This window comes from Paenibacillus sp. PL91, from assembly GCF_012935325.2.
Lineage (GTDB): Bacteria > Bacillota > Bacilli > Paenibacillales > Paenibacillaceae > Pristimantibacillus.
Map to the genome: position 1 here is coordinate 494,966 of NZ_JABBYG020000003.1, position 21,137 is coordinate 516,102.

The 21,137-nt window shown below is 47.6% G+C and carries 18 protein-coding genes; 8 read left to right on the forward strand and 10 right to left on the reverse strand.

The window, feature by feature from the left end; genetic code table 11:
• The first annotated feature begins 97 nt into the window (after window positions 1-97).
• Entirely contained in the window at window positions 98-1,111 is a 1,014-nt protein-coding gene (locus HI950_RS10965) for a M23 family metallopeptidase (protein WP_169083607.1), read from the forward strand.
• A gap of 5 nt (window positions 1,112-1,116) precedes the next feature.
• Window positions 1,117-1,548 (forward strand): bactofilin family protein, encoded by a 432-nt coding sequence (locus HI950_RS10970; protein ID WP_169083606.1) that lies wholly within the window; start codon window positions 1,117-1,119, stop codon window positions 1,546-1,548.
• 83 nt (window positions 1,549-1,631) lie between these two features.
• On the opposite strand, the gene HI950_RS10975 is transcribed toward HI950_RS10970, so the two are convergent.
• The 5 genes from HI950_RS10975 to HI950_RS10995 form a co-directional block, all read right to left on the reverse strand.
• Window positions 1,632-2,426 (reverse strand): ABC transporter permease, encoded by a 795-nt coding sequence (locus tag HI950_RS10975; protein WP_169083605.1) that lies wholly within the window; start codon window positions 2,424-2,426, stop codon window positions 1,632-1,634.
• Window positions 2,419-3,339, reverse strand: a complete 921-nt coding sequence (locus tag HI950_RS10980; RefSeq protein WP_169083604.1) for an ABC transporter ATP-binding protein — start codon at window positions 3,337-3,339, stop codon at window positions 2,419-2,421. Before HI950_RS10980 ends, HI950_RS10975 begins: the two co-directional genes overlap by 8 nt.
• Window positions 3,340-3,790: 451 nt before the next feature.
• Window positions 3,791-4,252: a S24/S26 family peptidase gene (locus tag HI950_RS10985; protein ID WP_169083603.1), complete on the reverse strand. Its 462-nt coding sequence runs from the start codon at window positions 4,250-4,252 to the stop codon at window positions 3,791-3,793.
• 11 nt (window positions 4,253-4,263) lie between these two features.
• Complete coding sequence (locus HI950_RS10990; protein ID WP_169083602.1) at window positions 4,264-5,646, reverse strand: sugar phosphate nucleotidyltransferase; 1,383 nt, start codon at window positions 5,644-5,646, stop codon at window positions 4,264-4,266.
• 52 nt (window positions 5,647-5,698) lie between these two features.
• A complete protein-coding gene (locus HI950_RS10995; protein WP_169083601.1) occupies window positions 5,699-6,139 on the reverse strand; it encodes a PilZ domain-containing protein in 441 nt (146 codons plus the stop codon).
• Window positions 6,140-6,270: 131 nt separating this feature from the next.
• Between HI950_RS10995 and HI950_RS11000 the strand changes: the two genes are divergently transcribed.
• Window positions 6,271-6,639, forward strand: a complete 369-nt coding sequence (locus HI950_RS11000; RefSeq protein ID WP_169083600.1) for a helix-turn-helix domain-containing protein — start codon at window positions 6,271-6,273, stop codon at window positions 6,637-6,639.
• Here HI950_RS11000 and HI950_RS11005 read toward each other — a convergent pair.
• Both HI950_RS11005 and gltB read right to left on the reverse strand, forming a co-directional pair.
• The gene (locus tag HI950_RS11005) at window positions 6,614-6,769 is read right to left on the reverse strand and encodes a hypothetical protein (protein ID WP_169083599.1); all 156 of its coding nucleotides are present in this window, start codon (window positions 6,767-6,769) and stop codon (window positions 6,614-6,616) included. The genes HI950_RS11000 and HI950_RS11005 overlap by 26 nt on opposite strands.
• A gap of 213 nt (window positions 6,770-6,982) precedes the next feature.
• The gene (gene gltB / locus HI950_RS11010; protein ID WP_169083598.1) at window positions 6,983-11,587 is read right to left on the reverse strand and encodes a glutamate synthase large subunit; all 4,605 of its coding nucleotides are present in this window, start codon (window positions 11,585-11,587) and stop codon (window positions 6,983-6,985) included.
• 429 nt (window positions 11,588-12,016) lie between these two features.
• Here gltB and HI950_RS11015 point away from each other — a divergent pair, with 429 nt between their 5' ends.
• Window positions 12,017-13,369: a stalk domain-containing protein gene (locus tag HI950_RS11015; protein WP_169083597.1), complete on the forward strand. Its 1,353-nt coding sequence runs from the start codon at window positions 12,017-12,019 to the stop codon at window positions 13,367-13,369.
• Window positions 13,370-13,371: 2 nt separating this feature from the next.
• Here the strand turns inward: HI950_RS11015 and kapB are convergent, their stop codons facing one another.
• On the reverse strand, window positions 13,372-13,767 hold the full coding sequence (gene kapB, locus HI950_RS11020) for a kinase-associated lipoprotein KapB (RefSeq protein ID WP_169083596.1): 396 nt from the start codon (window positions 13,765-13,767) through the stop codon (window positions 13,372-13,374).
• 203 nt (window positions 13,768-13,970) lie between these two features.
• Here kapB and HI950_RS11025 point away from each other — a divergent pair, with 203 nt between their 5' ends.
• The 3 genes from HI950_RS11025 (at window position 13,971) to HI950_RS11035 (ending at window position 17,617) form a co-directional block, all read left to right on the forward strand.
• The gene (locus HI950_RS11025) at window positions 13,971-15,086 is read left to right on the forward strand and encodes an MGDG synthase family glycosyltransferase (protein WP_169083595.1); all 1,116 of its coding nucleotides are present in this window, start codon (window positions 13,971-13,973) and stop codon (window positions 15,084-15,086) included.
• 81 nt (window positions 15,087-15,167) lie between these two features.
• Window positions 15,168-16,583: an NAD-dependent malic enzyme gene (locus tag HI950_RS11030; RefSeq protein WP_169083594.1), complete on the forward strand. Its 1,416-nt coding sequence runs from the start codon at window positions 15,168-15,170 to the stop codon at window positions 16,581-16,583.
• 392 nt (window positions 16,584-16,975) lie between these two features.
• Window positions 16,976-17,617, forward strand: coding sequence for a YqaA family protein (locus HI950_RS11035; protein ID WP_169083593.1), 642 nt, complete (start codon window positions 16,976-16,978; stop codon window positions 17,615-17,617).
• Between the two features lie 67 nt (window positions 17,618-17,684).
• Here HI950_RS11035 and HI950_RS11040 read toward each other — a convergent pair whose 3' ends face one another.
• Together HI950_RS11040 and HI950_RS11045 are read right to left on the reverse strand one after the other, a co-directional pair.
• Window positions 17,685-18,590: a cation diffusion facilitator family transporter gene (locus HI950_RS11040; protein ID WP_169084001.1), complete on the reverse strand. Its 906-nt coding sequence runs from the start codon at window positions 18,588-18,590 to the stop codon at window positions 17,685-17,687.
• Between the two features lie 259 nt (window positions 18,591-18,849).
• Window positions 18,850-19,848, reverse strand: coding sequence for an ABC transporter substrate-binding protein (locus tag HI950_RS11045; RefSeq protein ID WP_223285204.1), 999 nt, complete (start codon window positions 19,846-19,848; stop codon window positions 18,850-18,852).
• 281 nt (window positions 19,849-20,129) lie between these two features.
• On the opposite strand from HI950_RS11045, the gene HI950_RS11050 reads away from it, so the two are divergent.
• A complete protein-coding gene (locus HI950_RS11050) occupies window positions 20,130-21,137 on the forward strand; it encodes a FecCD family ABC transporter permease (protein WP_169083592.1) in 1,008 nt (335 codons plus the stop codon).

Genomic DNA, 21,137 nt, shown 5'->3' on the forward strand with positions numbered 1-21,137 from the left:
GCGCAAGTTTTATGGCATGTTTTAAAGCTTCCAAGAATAAATAGCAATAGGACGTTCTGATCGAACATGCATGAGCTCAGCCGGAAGGAGTAGGCTATTGAAACGAGCGAGGAATCCAAAATGGTCCTTTGTCGTGATGCGCGGCGCGGATAAAACCGTAAAGCAATTTCACGTATCGAAGCGATCTGTCTTTGCCGTGCCTACGGCAGCGGTTCTAGCGGTTACGGGCTGCATTGGTGGCCTCCAAATGAAATCAGCCTATGAGCTGCATCATTTGGAGGAACAATTGTCGAAGCAGGATGCTCAGTTTGCTCAAACCGTAACCGATAAAGACAGAGCCATCACCTCTTTGCAGCATGAAATACTCGGTCTATCGCGCCAAAGCCTTGAAATGAAAGCGAAGATCGATGAATTGCAGCAGCTTGAGCTTAAGCTTAAGCAATTTATTGATAACTATGGAAACAAAGCAGCCCCATCTTCCTACCTGAAGCAAAGAGAAGCAAAAGGGTCGACCTCACGGACGCAGCCTATTTTGACCAACATTTCCAGCGCTCACTCCACTAGTCTAGAAGACTCAAAAAGCTTTGCTTTACTCGCACAAAACACCAGCTATGATCTCACTTCACTCGGCAGGATGGTCGATACGATGGAGGAAACACTTGGGTTAACGCTTGAATTGGCACAAACTACCAGATCCACTGTAGATGCTTACCCTTCCTCCTGGCCGACACGCTCAAAGCTGCTTACATCCGGTTTTGGTTATCGCAGCGATCCTTTCACCGGGCGTTCTACGTTCCATGCAGGCATTGACATAACAGGCAAGCTTGACGACCCCATACTTAGCGCAGCAGACGGCACTGTATCCGAAATAGGGTACAATAGCTCTCTCGGCCATTACATCGTTATCGACCATCTAGGAGGCTTACAGAGTGCCTATATGCACTTAAAGGAGGTCGAAGCGAGTAAAGGTGACGATGTCGTCCGTGGCGAGAAAATCGGCTTATTGGGCTCAAGCGGCAGAAGCACGGGTCCGCATTTGCATTTTCAGATCATGCAAAAAAATGAGCCCGTCAATCCAATTAAATTTCTGGCACTCATAAAGGAGGACTAGCATTTATGTTTAAAGACCACAAACGGCCCGTATCAACCGATACGCTGATTGGTCAAGGCACGCTGAGTGAGGGCAAAATGAACTGTGAGGCAAGTCTTCGCATCGAAGGCGAATACCGTGGCGATATTGAATGCAAGGCTGATGTCATCATTGGGGAGTGCGGCATTGCAAGATCAAATATAACAGCAAGAGATATTACGATAGCTGGAAAAGTTTACGGCGATATCGTTACGAAGGGACGGCTCATCATTACCCCTTCCGGTCATTTAACCGGCACCATTACGGCTAGTACAGTCATCATCCAAGATGGAGGCAGACTTAACGGCATGTGCCACATGGATTCGGCTGCGGATGCGAAAAATCGTGCGCTTCCGGAATCCGATACAACTCATCATCATGCCAAAGAGACTAAGGAAAAATCAAGACAAGCCGGATAATCAGCAAAAATAAAAAGCCGTTCGTCTACTGTCTCCCTTCAGAGGAAGAAACAGCAGGAACGGCTTTTTGCTAAAATTGAAGCTTAGGTTGCAACGTCTCGTTTATTGAATATATACCAGGTCAATGCAAGGAATATAACATAATAGACACCCAGCACGCCAAGCGAATAGCCTAAGGTCATGCCTTCACGCATCGGGTTGCCTTCTAAATATTGCGTAAGGTTCAAATGGACAAACAACAAATAATCGATCCATTTGTAATCGAGCATTGCAATCAAGCCAATAAAGCTGTTAACCCCAAGCAGAAGAAACAGAGCCATACCAATTGCAAGCCCGCTGCTGCGGAACACGGTCGAGAGCATGAAAGCAAGCGTAACCGTCACGACGAGCGAGATTAACGTTAAGCCATAATACTTCAGCATATATGCAACTGGATTAGATCCTTCTTCTCCTACGAAGGTTGAACTCACATCAGGCGATGCGTTGATGCCAAAGCAAATCCAATTCACCAGCAATGTGCTTGCGAACAATAAAATAGCGAGCAAAATAGCGAATTGCATGATCGAAATATATTTGGAAAGCAATATTTTCGACCGCGACCATGGACGGATTAGCAGCAGCTTAATCGTACCGCTCGTAAACTCCTCCGCAACCCCGCCGGCAGCGATAACTACCGTAAATATCGTTACAAGCAAAAACAAAATCGAAGACTCTAAAAATACGACATCCCACATCGATGTGTCCCTGCCGCCAAAAACTAGCCATAAAATAGATATCGTTAATACTAGAAGCACCAAAATGGCTGCCATTACCCATGTGCGGGGACGACTGTATATTTTCATATTTTCATTTTGAATAAGCGGCAAGAAATTACCCAATGCGTTCCCCTCCCGTTACTTCCAAAAATTGATCTTCAAGCGTTTTGACTTGTGCGCGTATGCCGTATACTTTAATGCCCGCTGATACTAGCGAAGCATTAATTGCAGCTGTGCTTTCCTTGTCCGCCTCGATAGCGAGTGTATTCTCGCCCTCAAGTTCCCCTGCAAATCCGGCAGCTTGAATAACCTCAATGGCACTCTGAGGACGATCGACCTCGATGACAACGCGCGTATTTATTTTGGCTGCATGCTCGCCGCGTATCGTTCTGACGTCGATCAGCTTGCCGTTTTGGATAATGGCGACGCGGTCGCACATCAGCTCCATTTCGGACAACAAATGGCTCGATACGAATACGGCAATGCCTTCCTCCTTGGAGAGCAGACGCAAGTAATCACGCAGCTCGCGTATGCCTGCAGGGTCGAGACCATTAGTAGGCTCATCCAAAATAAGAAGCTGCGGTTTATGTAAGATGGCCTGCGCAACGCCCAGACGCTGCCGCATGCCAAGCGAATAGGTTTTTACCTTGTCGCGAATTCGCCCTTCAAGGCCTACAAGCTTCACGACCTCATTGACACGATGCTCTGTAATGCCTGGAATCATGCGCGCATAATGGATTAAATTATCATACCCGCTCAAATATTTGTACATCTCGGGATTCTCAACAATCGCTCCAACATGGCGAATCGCCTTCTCGAAGTTTTTCGTGATGCTATGTCCACTAATCGTTATTTCGCCCTCAGTCAATGACATTAAGCCAACCATCATGCGAATGGTGGTCGTTTTGCCCGATCCGTTAGGGCCAAGGAAACCGAATACTTCACCAAGAGGCAAATCAAGCGTCAACCGGTCAATAATCGTTCTTTTACCGATTTTTTTAGTTACATTTTGCAATCTAACAATAGGCTGCTCCATCTCGTAGCTCCTCTTCAAAAAGATCCAAATCTCATCCATTATAATCGATTTAGGAAGCAATTGGTAGTTTGCAAAAAAAGAGCCCCGCTCTACAGTTAGACTGTAGGGCAGAGGCTCTCATCATCATTCACTCGATAGGGCTGTATAACATGTTCGGCAACTTTCGCATCTGCACGAAGGAACATTTTATAGTCATAGTTACTGGTCTTACCCGGCGATCCTACTATAGCATCCAGCTTATCCTGCTCCACGCTGCATGTTAAGCAATAACCCATTGGATGTACCACTCGGAAAAATCCTGTCCGAAACAATATATCTGCCTCAGGATTTGCTACCATCTCTCCGCAACTAACACAATAAAAACGGTCCTTTGAACATATCATCCGATAGATCGCTCCCTCTCTCTTTCGTAATGACTGTATCAACCTCTTCCTAACGGGTGCATGATGCGTTAAATGGCGGATGTTCGATCATAACGTCGATTTGCAATCCATCTAGAAACTTTAGGCCAAAACGGAATTTGAAGCACGGCAGTCTCGAGAAGCCGCGAGCTCCAATGACTGACATAAAGCACTTTTCCATCACGGTGAACAGCTTTCAATTTCCCTATAATGTTGGAGTAGGCTACTGGCCGCTCAGGTACATCGCATGTATCGCCTCGGAAAGTATAGCTTGCTGACTGCTGGTCATATATAATCTCAATCATTCGATAAAGCAACAGTTGTCCTTCGTTACTTTCAAACAAGCACACATCGCCGATCTGCAGCTCCTCTTCGCGTACACGTACGAAAGTCGTTACATTCCCATCTCGTAAAAATGGAAACATATCGTTGCCGTAGCATGTGACATCAATAGAGCCTCGCTTTTCAACGACCTTCGCAATAATGACAGTCAGCTCATTCCGAAGCATCATACGCTATTCTCCTACGCCAAATTTAATTGGCTAGTAATCTCATCCCATGTTACGCCTAGCTTAATGACATCATCTTCATGTATTTGCTGGCCTGTCTGCACTTCAATGAGATCGATATCCGTACTTGCACGCAGGCTATGCCTACAGCGCTCTGGGATGACTATTGTATCGCCTGGCCCAACTTTGCGGTACTGCTCATCGATGACAATCAGCCCTTCTCCAGCTAAAATCGTCCACACCTCTTTTCGTCTAAAATGCATGTGATAGCTGATGTTCTGCCCTGCAGCAACAAAGCTCCGTTTCGTCACGCTATGTAAACCTGATGCCATTACTGCTGTATCAATGATCCTCGAATGCCCCCAGCGCCTCTCTTCATACTTGGGACGTTCATTCATTGACTGGAGCTTTGCATTCAGAATGGAATCTGCATTTTTACTTGTTACGAGAATTCCATCGGGACTTGCGGCCACAATCACATTTTTTAAGCCAATAATTGAGATTGGAATGTCCAGTTCATTTATAAGCTGAGATTGCTCGCTATCCTCTGACACTTCACCCCTACCTAGTCGATCAAACGAAATTTCCTCCGATAATGTTTTCCAGGTGCCCAAATCCTTCCAAACGCCTTCATAGCCTACTACAGATCGAGAATATGTTTTTTGTGTAACCTCGGTTTCAAGGCTTGCACGCGGGATTTTAAAATACTGCTTATAGAGCTCATCGTAATGAATAGGCAGTCCACGATTCACAAGCATCGCAATTATAAAATCAAGCGAAAAGGCATAGATGCCGCTATTCCAAAATGCCCCGTCCGCAATAAGCTTTTTCGCTTCTGCCTCATAAGGCTTTTCCTTAAATGTTAGCACCTTACTCTCGCATATGCCCTCATCATCCCGATAGCGGCCTAACTCAGGTACGATGTATCCGTATTGCTCGGATGGAAAGCTAGGCCTTGTCCCAATCATCAGCAGCTCAGATCTGCTTTCCCTTGAGAGCTTAGGAAGCCCTCTTATGCATGAAAAGAAATCACTATCAACATATGCGTCTACGGGCATTATAATGACTGTTTCACTTAAAGATACACCAGCGATGGAATACAAATAAGCGGCAGAGAGTGCCACTGCCGGAAAGGTGTCTCGTTGCTCAGGTTCAATAATAAGCGGTGCTTCTGTACCCACTTGTCTTTGCAAAAGCTCGACCTGCTCGCGGCAGGTTGCAATACGGGCATGCTCCTGTAAATCTGCCTCGTCAAGCTGGCGCCACAAACGCTGCAGCATGGATTCCATGCTGCCTTGCGGGCCTTCGAGCACCGGCAAATACTGCTTCGCACGCTTGCTATTAGCTAAGGGCCATAATCTCTTTCCAGATCCGCCTGATAACACTATGATCTTCAAAGCTTGTCCCCCTTCAATCAAACGCTAACCAAATTACAGATGCTTAAACAAGCTAGCCGCTGTAATGCATGCGCTTCGTATTTAATAGTCTGCTATATAAATAATGTATTTTTTTCTGCTGCGGCTGACTTTCCAGTATTTCTTGATTCATTACGCCAATAATTAAAGAACGGAGTGTATTCGAGCATTCAAATAGGACGCCATGTGCAAACTGATTATCAGTCTTCGAATTCCATACTATTCGGCCGCGCACATTGATTTGTACATTGGAAATCGTCATTCGAAGCTCTACGGAATAGTTATGCTGAATCGGCAGCTGCAGGCCGGATAAGAAACATAGGCCGTTTGGGCTTAAGTTAAGCAGCAGTACCGTAGTCGTCGAGGGTGTGAGCATCTGCCCATCTTTGCTTATGAGTCTAAGCTCTGCTTTAACGCCATCTGTGAAGCGAAGCCTGATGTGGGCGCGCGAGAGATCATTTGAATTCGTCGCCATACTTAATTCCTCCATCATACCTAATAACAAAACTGTTTAAAGTTCGCTTATAATTTGCAGCAAATGAATGCAATTGCTGCGTTTCCGTATTAATATAGAATGAGCAGCCTTTCTAAGACAGGAGGAGTTCGATGAGCATCGGCAATCGGCTTGCAGAATTGAGGGACGGGCGGAGGTGGACGCAATTGCAAACCGCCACTGCGCTTGGCATTTCACGAGCGGCTTTATCGCATTATGAGAAAAATCGAAGAGAGCCTGACACCGAAACATTATCGAAGTTCGCGGATCTGTTTCAGGTCACAGTCGACTTCTTGGTAGGTCGGACTTCAATCCCTCAACAAACATTAGCCGATGATGTTCGCGCCTTTGTCGACCATCTCGAGCTTTCAGACGAAGAGCTATTAAAAACCTATCATTTAAGCATAGACGGACGGACTCTGACTCCGGATGAAACCAAACGCTTTATCGCTTTTATTAGAGCTGAGCGATTGTTACGTTGACATCCTTTTTTGAAATCCACCTTTCCTGAGGAATGCCGAGTTGATCGAGTATTTCATTTATTTCAAGGGTGGTGACCTGCGAATGTTGTGCATCATCCTCGATCGACATTTCTATTTCATCTCTCAACATACGACCGACTCCTCATCGTGTAATGATAATGAAAGGAATAATAACATCATTATACCCGAGCCTTCGGATAGAATATGTCGGTTAGTGGGTGCGGCTTTCTTCTAATTTGCTGACATTTTGTCGAAAAACAAAAGGGACTGTCGCCTGAAGTAGTGTATCTACTTCAGGGACAGTCCCTTTTTTGAAATCTATAACATTATAAGTCTGTAATTATTATTTGCCGCCTGCGCGAGCAAGCTCTTTTTTGTTCGCTTCAAAGGCTGCAAGCAATGCTGCTTCGCCCACTAAGCCGGTATCCTCGACTTTGCGGATTTGTTCAAGCATGCGTTTGTAGTCCTTCGGAATGACTTTGACGAACTTCGATAACGCTACATCCCAATCATTTAATATACGGGAACCGATAGCACTCTCCGTATACTGTACATGGGATTCAATCAAGCCACGCAGCTCAGCAATATCAAGCGAATCCTCAAGACGCTCCAGCAATACCATTTCCAAATTGCAATGGTTGTAGAAATCGCCTTTCTCATCGTAGACATATGCGACGCCGCCAGACATGCCTGCTCCGAAATTGCGTCCTGTGTTGCCGAGAATGACAACGCGTCCGCCTGTCATATATTCGCAGCCATGATCGCCAACGCCTTCTACGACAACATTTGCTCCACTATTCCGTACCGCGAAGCGTTCGCCGGCAGCACCGCGGATATACGCTTGACCGCTAGTTGCGCCATAAAGCGCAGTGTTGCCGATAATGACGTTATCCTCAGCAACGAAGGTTGCTTTTGGTGACGGAGCTACGATAATTTTACCGCCCGATAAGCCTTTTCCGACATAGTCATTCGAATCGCCCTCGATCGATAGCGTGATGCCATTTGGCACAAATGCGCCAAAGCTTTGACCAGCCGTTCCAACGAAGTGATAAGAAATCGTATCCTCGGGCAAGCCAGCCGCGCCGTAACGACGAGTGACTTCGCTGCCCAAAATCGTTCCGACTACACGGTTCGTGTTCAGGATCGGGAACGTACCGCGAACGCGCTCACCGTTCTCAAGCGCTGCCTGCGCAAGAGGAACGAGCTGCTGCATATCAAGCGATAGCTCAAGTCCATGGTTTTGCTCTTGAATATTGTAACGAACGGCATCCTGCGGAAGATCCGCTTCGTACAGCAAGCCCGAAAGATCAATGCCTTTCGCTTTGTAATGCTCAAGCAGCTGCTTCGTTTCCAAAATGTCGACGCGTCCAACCATCTCTTGAATGGTACGGAAGCCAAGCTCTGCCATAATCTCACGCAGCTCTTCTGCAATGAAGCGCAAGTAGTTGACAACATGGCTAGGATCGCCCATAAATTTCTTGCGAAGCTCTGGGTTTTGCGTCGCAACGCCTACTGGACAGGTATCCAATTGACATACACGCATCATGATGCAGCCAAGCACGATGAGCGGAGCAGTCGAGAAGCCGTATTCTTCGGCTCCAAGAAGCACTGCGATTGCAACGTCGCGGCCATTCATCATTTTGCCGTCTGTCTCAAGGACAACGCGATCACGCAATTTGTTCAGCATTAGCGTCTGGTGGGTTTCTGCAAGACCAAGCTCCCACGGTAGGCCGGCATGACGGATCGAGCCCATAGGAGAAGCACCTGTTCCGCCGTCATAGCCGCTGACCATAATAACGTCTGCGCGGCCTTTCGCAACGCCTGTCGCAATTGTGCCTACGCCAACGCCTGATACGAGCTTCACGTTGATGCGGGCGCGCGGGTTGGCATTTTTCAAGTCATGGACAAGCTCAGCCAAATCCTCGATCGAATAAATATCGTGATGCGGCGGCGGCGAGATTAGGCCCACGCCAGGCGTTGAACCACGAACCTCGGCAACCCAAGGATATACTTTTAGGCCAGGCAATTGTCCGCCTTCACCAGGCTTAGCGCCCTGAGCCATTTTAATTTGGATTTCGTCAGCGTTAACCAAGTAGTTGCTCGTTACGCCAAAGCGTCCGGATGCAACCTGTTTGATTGCACTGCGTCTGGAATCTCCGTTCGCATCAGGAATGAAACGCGCAGGATCTTCTCCGCCTTCGCCTGTATTCGACTTGCCGCCTAGACGGTTCATCGCAATAGCCAGACTCTCGTGCGCTTCTTTGCTAATTGAGCCAAACGACATCGCGCCTGTTTTGAATCGTTTTACGATGGACTCAAGCGATTCTACTTCTTCAAGAGGCACCGATTGGCGACCTTCCTTAAACTTAAGCAGCGAACGAAGCGTTAAATGCTTCTTGTCCTCGCCTTGTACAAGCGCAGAGAACTTCTTGTAAAGCTTGTAGTCGTTCGCACGCGAAGCCATTTGAAGCGTATGAATCGTTTGCGGCGTGAACAGGTGGTCCTCGCCGTCTTTGCGCCATTGGTAATCGCCGCCGGAGTCAAGCTCCTTCTCTCCGCCTTCTTGCTCAGCGAATGCGCGGTTGTGATGCTTAAGCGTCTCTTCAGCGATTACATCAAGGCCGATACCGCCGATGCGGGACGGTGTCCATGTGAAGTATTCGTTAATGACATCCTCTTTCAAGCCGAGCGCTTCGAAAATTTGTGCGCCGCGGTAGGATTGAATAGTTGAAATACCCATTTTGGACAATATTTTAATAACGCCTTTAGTGGCTGCTTTAATAAAGTTTTTGACTGCTTTGTCATGCGATACGCCGCGAAGCATGCCTTGACGAATCATATCATCAAGCGTCTCGAACGCAAGGTAAGGGTTAACGGCGCTTACGCCGTAGCCGAGCAGCAAGGCAAAGTGATGCACTTCACGCGGTTCGCCCGACTCAAGCAATAGGGCTACCTTCGTACGAGTACCTTGGCGAATAAGGTGATGATGCAAAGCCGATACCGCTAGCAGTGCCGGAATGGCAGCATTGTCCTTGTCGACGCCGCGATCGGATAGAATCAGCAAGTTGTGACCCTTCGCGATAACGCGGTCAGCCGCTTCGCACATTTGAGTTAGCGCTGCGCGCAAGCCCGCTTCGCCTTCGCTCGCAGGGAAGAAGATCGGAAGCGTGATCGAACGGAAGCCAGGACGGCGCACATGACGCAGCTTAGCAAATTGCTCGTTCGATAAAATCGGCGTAGCCAATTTGATATGACGGCAGCTTTCCGGCTCCGGGTTAAGCAAATTGCGTTCAGGACCGATCGTTGTGCCAGTCGCCGTAATAATTTCCTCGCGAATCGCATCAATCGGTGGATTCGTAACTTGGGCGAACAATTGCTTGAAGTAGTTGTACAAACGCTGCGGGCGTTCCGAAAGTACTGCAAGCGGTGCGTCGTAACCCATCGAAGCGATCGGCTCCGCGCCGCTGCCAGCCATCGGCTCAAGCACTTTGCGTACATCCTCGAACGTGTAACCGAAGGCTTGCTGTCTCATTTGAACCGTTTCGTGGTTCGGCTCCGGCAATTCCGGCGCTTCCGGCAGGTCCTCCAAATCAATGAGATGCTCATCCAGCCATTCGCGGTAAGGATGCTCGGCCTCGATTTCCGCTTTCACTTCCTCATCGGAGATGATGCGGCCTTTCTCTGTATCAACAAGCAGCATGCGTCCAGGACGCAAGCGGTCTTTGTATAGAATATCCTCTGGCGGAATTTCAACTGTTCCAGCCTCGGAGCCCAAAATGATGTGATCGTCCTTCGTTACATAATAACGGGCCGGACGAAGACCATTGCGGTCAAGCACGGCACCGATTTTTACGCCGTCAGTAAAGCCGAGCGCGGCCGGTCCATCCCACGGCTCCATCAATGTGCTGTGGTATTCGTAGAATGCTTTACGCTCGTCGCTCATGCTCTCGTGGTTGGACCAAGGCTCCGGAACCATCATCATCGCTGCATGGGCCATCGAACGACCGGACAAGAACAGAAACTCCAGCGTGTTGTCGAACATCGCCGTGTCAGAGCCGTCAGGGTTAATGACCGGCTTGATTTTCTCGATGTCATCGCCGAACAATTCCGTTGCAAACAAGGTTTGGCGGGCATGCATCCAGTTCACGTTGCCGCGAAGCGTATTAATCTCGCCGTTGTGGATCATGTAGTGGAATGGATGCGCGCGCTCCCAGCTTGGGAATGTGTTCGTGCTGAAACGGGAGTGAACGAGCGCCATTGCCGATACTACCGACTCGTCATTAAGCTCAGTGTAGAACGAGCGTACTTGCTCGGTCGTAAGCATCCCTTTGTAAACAATCTTTCTCGAGGATAAGCTCGAGAAGTAGAACATATTGCCGCCTTCTTTGCCGGCATAACGAATCGCAAGCTCTGCGCGCTTACGAATCACATATAATTTGCGTTCAAATGCCATATTGTCCTTCAAGCTATCGTTCATGCCGATAAATAGCTGACGAACATACGGCTTCACCGCTAATGCGGATTCACCCAGCTTCTTGTCATCCGTCGGTACCGTACGCCAACCGATTACCGATTGGTTCTCCTCTTGAACGATCGACTCCACTTCACGCTCAATTGCGTTGCGAGCAGCTTCATCCTGCGGCATAAAGATCATGCCGACAGCATAATGGCCTTCGGCCGGAAGCTCAAGCTCTTGCTTCTTTAATTCTGCTGCAAAAAAGGCATGCGGAATTTGAAGCAAAATACCCGCTCCATCTCCGGTATTCGGTTCGCTGCCTTGACCGCCGCGATGCTCCATATTCTCGAGCAGCATCAGCGCTTGGCGGATGACCTTGTGTGATTTAATTCCCTTGATGTTGGCCACAAAGCCCATGCCGCATGCATCTTTCTCGAACTGCGGATCATAGAGCCCCTGCTTAGGCGGCAATCCCAAAATATGTTCTTTCATTGTGTGCAACCTTTCTATGAGAAGATTTTTGGGTAAGCGTGAACGTGTTGAAAATAAGCACCGATGAATACGCATTACGCTTCATTTTTGGCTTGTTTTATCATAGAATGGTAGTCAGCGAGGCGCATCGGCCTGCTCCTTGCCATTCATAAGCTAAACGGCCGGCGGCTCGGCTTAATGAGCGCCATTCGTTCAAGTGACCATATACCGGGCCTATACCGCGACATTGCGATTATTATATTATTTTAACATCAGGCCATAGCGGAATCAATTTAATATTTTCATAATTATTTGCACTATTTTACTTCATTCGCAAACCTCGAATGTTGGCCTTCTGGCCGTACAGCCTCCCGTTTCGCCAAGAATGATAAGCATATCATAAGATCTCATTTATCATTCATTTTATTTTATCAGAAGGATGTGTGCGTTTTGTATAGCAAGTTAAGGAAAGCTGCGCTGCGCGCGACAGCTTCCGTCGTCATTGCCGGGTTGACGACGTTAGCGTTTGCCCTTCCTCTTAAGGCTGCAACAAGCGGAAGCCTTTCAACAGTTTCAGCTGTCGCATATGCCGCCCCGCAATCAGACCATGCTATTGAAGAAAAAATTTACAAAATCGTCGCAGTTGGCGATTCCGTCACAGCAGGCTACGAGCACGGCTTTACCGAGCAATCGATTCCATACGGGTATGTAGAGCATGTCTATGAGCAAGCTCTGTTCCATGGACTTCGCTCGGACTACAGCAATTATGGCGTACTTGGGCTTCGGACGACAGGACTGAAGCGCTTTTTGGAGGCAGTCGCAAGCGGAGTCAGCGTGATGAGTTCAGATATACAGAGCCGTCTTCCCGACCCGCGGGCTGACCGTATTTTCGCAAAGACGAAGCAGCTTCGATCGGATTTAACGGTTGCCGATTTGATCGTGATGACGATCGGCGGAAATGACATGTACGAGGTCCTTGCGAAGCTGGAAGCTGGAGCAGATCAAGCGGAAGCAGCAGCCGTACGTGAAAGCACGCTTGCCAATTACGAATCTGAGCTTGAAGCCACGCTTCGATTGCTGCTGAGCCTGCAGCCGAAAGCGGCGGTCGTAATCGCGGATCAATATTTGCCGATCCCGCCGCCGATTAAGTTCGGAGAGTTATTTTTCCCACTGTATCCCGAAGCTAATCGCTTGTTTCTTATGGATAGCGTCAAGCAGCTTCGCGAGCGGCTTAATTTAGTATCGGAGCGTTTAACGGAGGATGGCTTTCATGTTCGCATTGCGGATGTCGCTTCTTCATTTACAGACAACGAGCTTAGCTTCACTTCAATCGCTAAGGGAGATATTCATCCTACTCGTGCCGGCTATGCGGCAATGGGGAAAGCATTTGCGAAGGCCATATGGAGCGATTACCGAGTCGTGAAGCCTAGGGAGAGCGAAGTGCCCGTGTCGATTGTTGTCAAAGGCAAAGAGCTCATAGGTTCTAACAAGCCGCTTCTCGTGCAAAATCGAACCTACGTGCCGCTTCGCAGCATAACGGACGCTCTGGGGGCTTCCATTAAATGGAATGCCATAACACAGACTGCGTCCATCAAGCTGCAAAGCGGATCGGTTGAAATTACCGCCTTATCAACATCATACAAGAGCGATGGAGTCTCTAAACCGCTCCAAGCGCCGCCCGCTTTTATCCATTCGAGCGGCAAAGCAAGCACGCTGTACGTTCCGCTTGCCGCTATATCAGAGGGTTTACAATTTCAAGTTGTTTATCGGGATACGTTAAAAACCGTCTTCATTAATGAATAATGTTACTTGTATTCTTTTAGAAGCTGCTGCATTTGCTCAAGTCCCTTTGCAGCCCAGCGCTGCAATCGGTCTAGACCTGCAATTTCCGCTTCAGCAGCCGCCCTTAACGAAGCGCCGTATTCCGGAATGCTTCCTGTAAACCGCTTCACATCGCGCAAGAGAACGGTCGTTTTCTCCGTATAGCTAAGTGCACGCCGCTCGTGAAACATAGGAACATCCGGATTATAAGGATTGTGCAGATCACCTTGCTCGGGGTGCTTCAGCACGGCCAGTACCTTTACGAGTGCGCGCGGCCCGTTTATTTCGATTAGCTCGCCTATATACTGCCCTGAGCGGACTTCCGCTCGAACGTGTTCTCCAATTTTCAAGCTCTGATCTTCCTGATTATATGATTCCATTGGCCTCATCCTCGCTGGTTATTTTTTTATTTACTTGTAAAAAATATGTAAATATAGTTGACACTAGTGGTACATATCATAATAATATGCACATCTGCATTTAAGGATAGATTATCCACCTCAATATTCGCAACCCTATCGGATAAAACTTGTGTTAGTCGCACTTGCATCGTAATATGGAATTAGAAAAGTAGGTGGAATGAATGCGTAAGAAAAGAGTGCTTCTGCTCTCTGAAGGCTTTGGCTCCGGTCATACTCAAGCTGCCTATGCGCTCGCTGTCGGACTGAAGCAGTTAAGTCCGGGGATTCAGACCCGCGTCATCGAGCTTGGAAAATTTCTTAATCCGGTGCTTGGTCCATGGATCATATCTGCATATCGCAAAACGGTAAACAAACAGCCTAAGATGGTCGGTCTTATGTACCGCAGCAACTATAAAAAATCTTTTAACCGCCTTACACAGCTTGCGCTTCATCGCATGTTTTATACCCAAACGTCTCAAGTCATTTCACAGCTAAAGCCTGATTTAATTGTATGTACACATCCAGGCCCAAATTCGGTTGTGGCCAGACTCAAGCGTCTAGGACTGGAAATTCCGCTGTATACGCTTATAACCGACTACGACGCACATGGCTCCTGGGTAAGTCAGGAAGTCAATCGATATCTCGTTTCCAGCGAGCTTGTGAAAAATCGACTAATAGAAAAAGGGGTTACAACCGAACGGATTGAAGTAACAGGAATACCCGTTCATCCGAATTTCTGGCATACATACGATAAGGAAGAAGTAAGGCAGCAGTTTGAGTTAAAAAATATGCCTACCGTACTCATTATGGGCGGCGGCTGGGGAATTATGTATGAGGACAACGCCCTTGAGTATATGACCAAATGGCGCGAGAGCACCCAGCTCATTTATTGTGTTGGCTCAAATGAGAAGATGAAGGAAAAAATGCTCGCCGATCCGCTGTTCCAGCATCCAAACATCCGTATCCTTGGATTCACTCGAGAGGTTCATAAGCTGATGGATGTATCGGATCTGCTTATTACGAAGCCAGGCGGCATGACCTGCACCGAGGGGATGAGCAAAGGAATTCCTATGCTGTTCTATGAACCGATCCCCGGCCAAGAAGAAGAGAACTGTGAATACTTTATTAGCAACGGCTTTGGCGAAATGCTCGATTCGAACGATACTGTCGATCGCTGGCTCTCACTCATCCATGAGCCCTATGCCTCAGGTCAATACAGGCACAGTCTACTAACGAAGCGAAACCAACAATATGACCCGACGAGTTGTCCGAACGCCGTCCTGCGCCTCATGCAGTGACGGCTTTCTTTTATATAAAAGAAAAGCATAAAATGTACGTCCTTTTCTAAATATTATAATTGATAAAGGGGGCCATTTATTATGAGTTCGCATATGACAGACGGGAAAACGATTATTTTGAGGGTGGAAATCGATACGAATATCGCGCAGTTCGGAAGAGCGGCTACGGCAATCGAGAAAGCCGGCGGAGACATCATCGCTATTGACGTCATACACACAGACAAAAACAAAAGCTTGCGCGACTTAACGGTCAAAATTACGGAGCAAGGCGCAGGCGACCGGCTGGCGTCGGCACTAAAATCATTAGTCGGCATCCGACTAGTCCATATCTCCGACCGTACCTTCCTATTGCATCTTGGTGGAAAAATTACCATTCAACCCAAAACGCCTATTCAGAACCGCGACGATTTGTCGCGTGTATATACACCGGATGTCGCTAGAGTATGCCAAGCTATTTTCGAAGAGCCGTCCAAAGCCTTTACGCTTACCGTAAAAAGAAATATGGTCGCAGTCGTTTCTGACGGCAGCGCCGTGCTTGGACTGGGCAATATCGGCCCTTATGCCGCTATGCCGGTGATGGAAGGGAAAGCGATGCTGTTTAAGCAATTTGCCGATGTTGATGCGTTTCCGATCTGCCTGGACACACAGGATACAGAATCGATTATAGAAACGATCAAGAACCTCGCTCCAGCCTTTGGCGGCATTAATTTGGAGGATATTTCAGCACCGCGCTGCTTTGAAATTGAGCAAAGGCTAAGGGAGGAGCTGGATATCCCCGTCTTCCATGACGATCAGCACGGAACGGCGGTCGTCTTATATGCAGGTCTGCTTAATGCGCTTAAGCTCACTGGGCGCAGCTTAAGCGAAACCCGCATCGTTATTTGCGGAATCGGCGCTGCCGGTACGGCATGCACCAAAATGCTGCTCGCAGGCGGCGCTCAGCATATCATCGGCGTGGACCGCGAAGGAATCTTGACCGCAGAACGCACTTACGATAATGCGATGTGGCAATGGTACGCAGACAATACGAATCCGCAGCGCCGAAGCGGCGGGCTAGCTGAAGCACTGATTGAAGCCGATGTGTTCATTGGCGTTTCGGCAGGCGGCATATTGACTCGCGCCCATATCGAGACGATGGCTAAGGAGCCTATCGTATTTGCGATGGCAAATCCGGAGCCTGAAATACGACCGGAGGTTGCAGAAGATATCGTTGCCGTCTTTGCGACAGGACGGTCCGACTATCCGAATCAAATTAACAACGTTCTTTGCTTCCCTGGCATTTTCCGCGGAGCGCTCGACAGCCGCGCCACAACGATTAATGAAGAAATGAAGCTTGCGGCTGCCGAAGCTATCGCCTCTGTCATCAGCGACGATGAGCTTAGCCCCATGTACATCGTACCGAGCGTTTTCAACACTAGAGTCGTTGAAGAGGTTCGCCGCCGCGTCATCCAGGCGGCCCAGCTCAGCGGCGTCTCGCGCCGTCAGACTCGGGAATAGCTCTATATCCACATCATTAGCAAAAGCCTCTTGTCCTGGGATTCTTCCCTTGGACAAGGGGCTTTTTTTATCGGATCCTGACAAATCATAAAAAAAGTCGATGAAACCTAAGAGCAGAAGAGTACGTATTCGTTCTTATGACTTTTCAAATAGCTGGATATAGAACCTAAGAACTAAAGCAAATACGCATTCGGTTTTGCTAATTTTCAACAAACACATGACAACTATCATCTTTTTAACTGTTTCAATTGTGCTATAATTAAAATATTAAGCGCTAAAGCGCTTTTTCAACAAGCTGCAGCATATGTTAGCACATAGGAGAAGTTCCAAATGGCATAACTCGTTAAGCAGGCTTTTATGTGCAGGTTAGTTGATGGAAAGGGAGCCTGGTAATGTTTCAAGCTGTAGTTGACTTTTTAAAAGATTTCGGGCCGCTGGGATTGTTTATTCATTCGTTTCTTGATGCAGTCATTTTCCCTATTCCCGCCTTCTTTCTTCAAGTTTCATTAAGCTTACTAAATCCATCAACAGCGCTTTGGCTAGCTACAGTTGGCTATGTCGCCTGTCTTTTAGGTACACCTGTTGGGTATTATCTAGGGAAAGTTATGGGTAAATCAGTCCTTTATAAATTTCTAAAAAAAGAATGGATCGACGCCGCTACAGATAAATTCCAAAAGAACGGCGAAGCCGCTATTCTAATCGGCTCGTTCACACCGATTCCTTTCAAAGTGTTTACCATTTTATCCGGCTGCTTAAATTTCCCGTTATGGCGATTGATCGGCTACGCAGCTATCGGACGAGGATTGAAATTTTATATTGTTGGTGCATTGTTTTACTTCTATGGACGGGCCGCGGAAAGCATGGTTAAGGATGTTTCCTTATATATCTTCGTAGGAGCAGTACCGATTATAGTCGTATATCTTTTCCTTCGCAAAAGAAACAACAAGAAAAAAGCGCTGGCCGAAAAGGAAGCAGCAGTTAAGTCCGAACCCATTAAACAATCCGAAAGTACGACTATACAAATAGATTCTTAAACCATTTAGCGCTTATCTCAAATAAAGGCCGGTTAGGGGATTGCCCCTGACCGGCCTTTCGCTTTTCTTAATGCTTATCCGCTGTACTTACCTCAATACTCTCCACAAGCTCATGCGGCTCGACGTGAACATGTACGCTCATAATATTGTGCTTGCGGCCCATGCGATTCTCGATTTCGTCGCTAATCCGATGGCTTTCGATCAAGGTTAGCTCGGGATCTACCTGTACGATCACATCGACGAGCACATGGCTGCCATGCACTCTCGCCTTAATATCCTTTATCGTTTTAACGCCCTTCGTTTTAGCGATTGTTGCACGTAGGGATGAAAGCTCGTTTTCGTCAAAACCATCGGTAAGCGCATGTGTAGAGCTGTAGAAAATTTCCCAAGCCGTTTTACATATAATAACGCCAACCGCTAAAGCAGCAACCGGATCAAGCCACGGCAGTCCAAATTGCGCTCCTATAATACCGATAGCCGCGCCAATGCTGACAAGCGCATCCGACAAGTTATCTTTTGCAGCGGCTAGCAGAGCTTGATTGTTTATGCGAAGGGCTAGCTTCCGATTGTAAATATAAACGCCGCCCATACATACAGCCGCAAACAATGCGACCCATGCCGACATTAAATTTGGAATATGATGATCGGCCGCAAACAATGATTTGACAGCCCCGATTAATACCTGAATGCCGACTGTGGCCATAATGAAGGATGCAATCAGCGCCGCAATCGTCTCTGCCCGAAAATGTCCATACGGGTGATCCTTGTCCGGCGGCTTCTGAGATATCCGCAATCCAATTAAAACCGCTGCCGATGCCACGATGTCCGTTAGGTTGTTAAAGCCGTCTGCAACGAGAGCCCCTGACACGAACCAGTAGCCTGCGCCAAGCTTAATCGCAGAGAGCGCCAAGTAGGCTGCTATACTTACCCAGGCACCCTTCTCGCCCTGTTTTATTTCTTCATACTGATTCAGTTTCGATACCCTCCCAAGCGTAAAACGTATATATTTTAAAACCAATAAAATAACCTATCGGTATCATACCCGAGAGAACCTATGTGGGTCTAGAGAAACAGTGTTTACCAGGTGCGCACTTTTATGCACCCGTGCAACAATTCATCCTCTTGGTGATAGATAAATGATTCGCATAAACATGTTTTCTGATACCATATTCGCAATATTACCTAAATAATAAAAAAAACAGCCGGCGTATTTCCGGCTGTTTTCTTATTATTTATTGAATTTCATAAATTTTATAAAGCTCATCAAGCATTAGGTTAGCCGCAATTACGCCGCCTGCTGTATTCCAGATCGCATCGCTCACTCGAATCGCTTTGTTGTTTTTCACAACCTGCAGGCTTTGCCACAATGGATCCTTCAGCATTTCTTCTTCCATCGCAGTTCCCTTGCCGTCACCTGTCTCATACGTAAAGTAGAAGAGCATGTCCGCGTCTACCTCAGGAAGACGCTCCTTCGTAATTTCTTCAACGAAGGTGTCTTTATACTTTTGGTTATCAGGACGTGTAATGCCAAGCTTGGAGAATGCAATGCCAGTAAACGTATCATCTAAGTAAATACGGGTTTTGCCTGCCATGAAACGAACGACGGACACTTTCTGGTTCAGCTTGTCGCCAGCTTTAGACTTAAAGTCGGCAGCACGGCTATCATAATCAGCAATGACCTCTTCTCCCTCAGCCTTCTTGCCGATTGCATCTGCATACAACAAGAAATTGGACTGCCATGCCCCGCGAAGCGTTTCGGAGAAGACCGTTGGCGCGATAGCAGCCAGTTGATCATAAACTTTCTCCTGGCGCAATTTATTACCAATAATAAGATCCGGCTTAAGGCTAGCGATCAGTTCCATGTTCGGCTGGCTTTCTTCGCCTACTTCCGTAACGCCTTCCATATCCGCTTTGATGTGCTCATACCAAGGATCACCTGTCCATGATTTTACAGCGCCTACCGGTTTAATGCCAAGCGCTAGTAAAGCTTCCGTTCCTTCGTTCGTCAACACGACGATACGAGCCGGCGTTCCTTCAACTTTCGCGTCGCCCATTGCATGCGTAATTACTCTAACATCTTCCGTCTTCGGCGCGTCTGATTGTTCGGGAGCTGCCGCATTCCCGTTGCTATTGTTTGACCCGGCTTGGCCGCATCCTGATACGACTACGGCAAGAGTAAGCAGCATCGTAGTTGCTGTCCAAGTCATTTTTTTCTTTAATAAATGAAACATTTGATATTTCTCCCCTTCTTGATGAAAATCATTCTCATTGTTTTCCCAATCGAAACTATACCAGCTGTTCAAGGCAATGTCAATAATGATTGATAATGATTTTCAACTTCATTGACACTGCGTATCCGATACCCTAAAATGTTTTAGTAGCTATAACTTATTCAATAACCGAAAATCTTTACCCCTTACCCTTAAATATTTAGTCCCATGGCATGGAACGGGGCTATTTATGACAAAATTAGGAACAGTCATTCTATGGGACACTGAGGAAAGAGGAATTTATGGATACATTATTACATACACGCTCCCAGAAAGTAGCAGGACTTTTTGTTGGACTGCTTCTCTTTGTTGCGGGAATCATTTGCAGCATCGCCTTCGGTGTAACCAATATCAGCTGGCGTACCATTATAGCTTCCTATAATGCGTTCGATGGCTCGCAGGAGCATCTCATTATACAGACGGCTAGAATGCCGCGCGCGCTTATCGCTGCTATCACCGGCGCAAGCCTAGCTGTTGCCGGCTCACTCATGCAAGGCATCACCCGCAACCAGCTGGCTTCGCCAAGCCTATTCGGCATTAATTCAGGTGCTGCTTTCTTCATAGTTGTTGGCTCAGCCTTTTTTGGCGCAAGCGGATTATCGACGTTCGCTACTCTTGCTTTCATTGGCGCTGCCTTCACAGCAATGCTAGTCTATACGCTCGGCTCAATCGGAAACGACGGCCTGACGCCGCTCAAGGTTACTTTGGCTGGAGCCGCGTTAACCGCGTTCTTCTCGTCTCTATCGCTAGGCTTGCTGCTTACGAGCGGCCAAACGTTCGATCAAGTGCTCTACTGGTTTGTTGGCTCCGTTTCTGGGCGCGATATGCCTATCTTCACTGCTGCCGCTCCATACATGGGGATTGCCTTAGTAGGCGCAGTTGTGCTTGCAAGACATATGAATGTGCTGGCACTTGGGGAGGATGTCGCCGTTGGGCTGGGGCAAAAAACCATCTATATTAAATTAGCTGCTGGCATCATCATCGTCTTGCTGGCCGGCGGCTCGGTCTCCATGGCTGGTCCGATCGCTTTCGTAGGCATCATCGTGCCTCATCTTATGCGTTATATGGTTGGCATAGATTACCGCTGGGTTATTCCATACTGCGCATTGTATGGCGGTATTTTGCTGCTGGCAGCCGATATCGGCTCACGCTATATTTCTTTTCCGAAGGAAGTTCCTGTAGGCATTATGACCGCGATCATAGGCGTTCCTTTCTTCGTTTTTATCGCTAGAAGAGGAGGCCAATCCTAA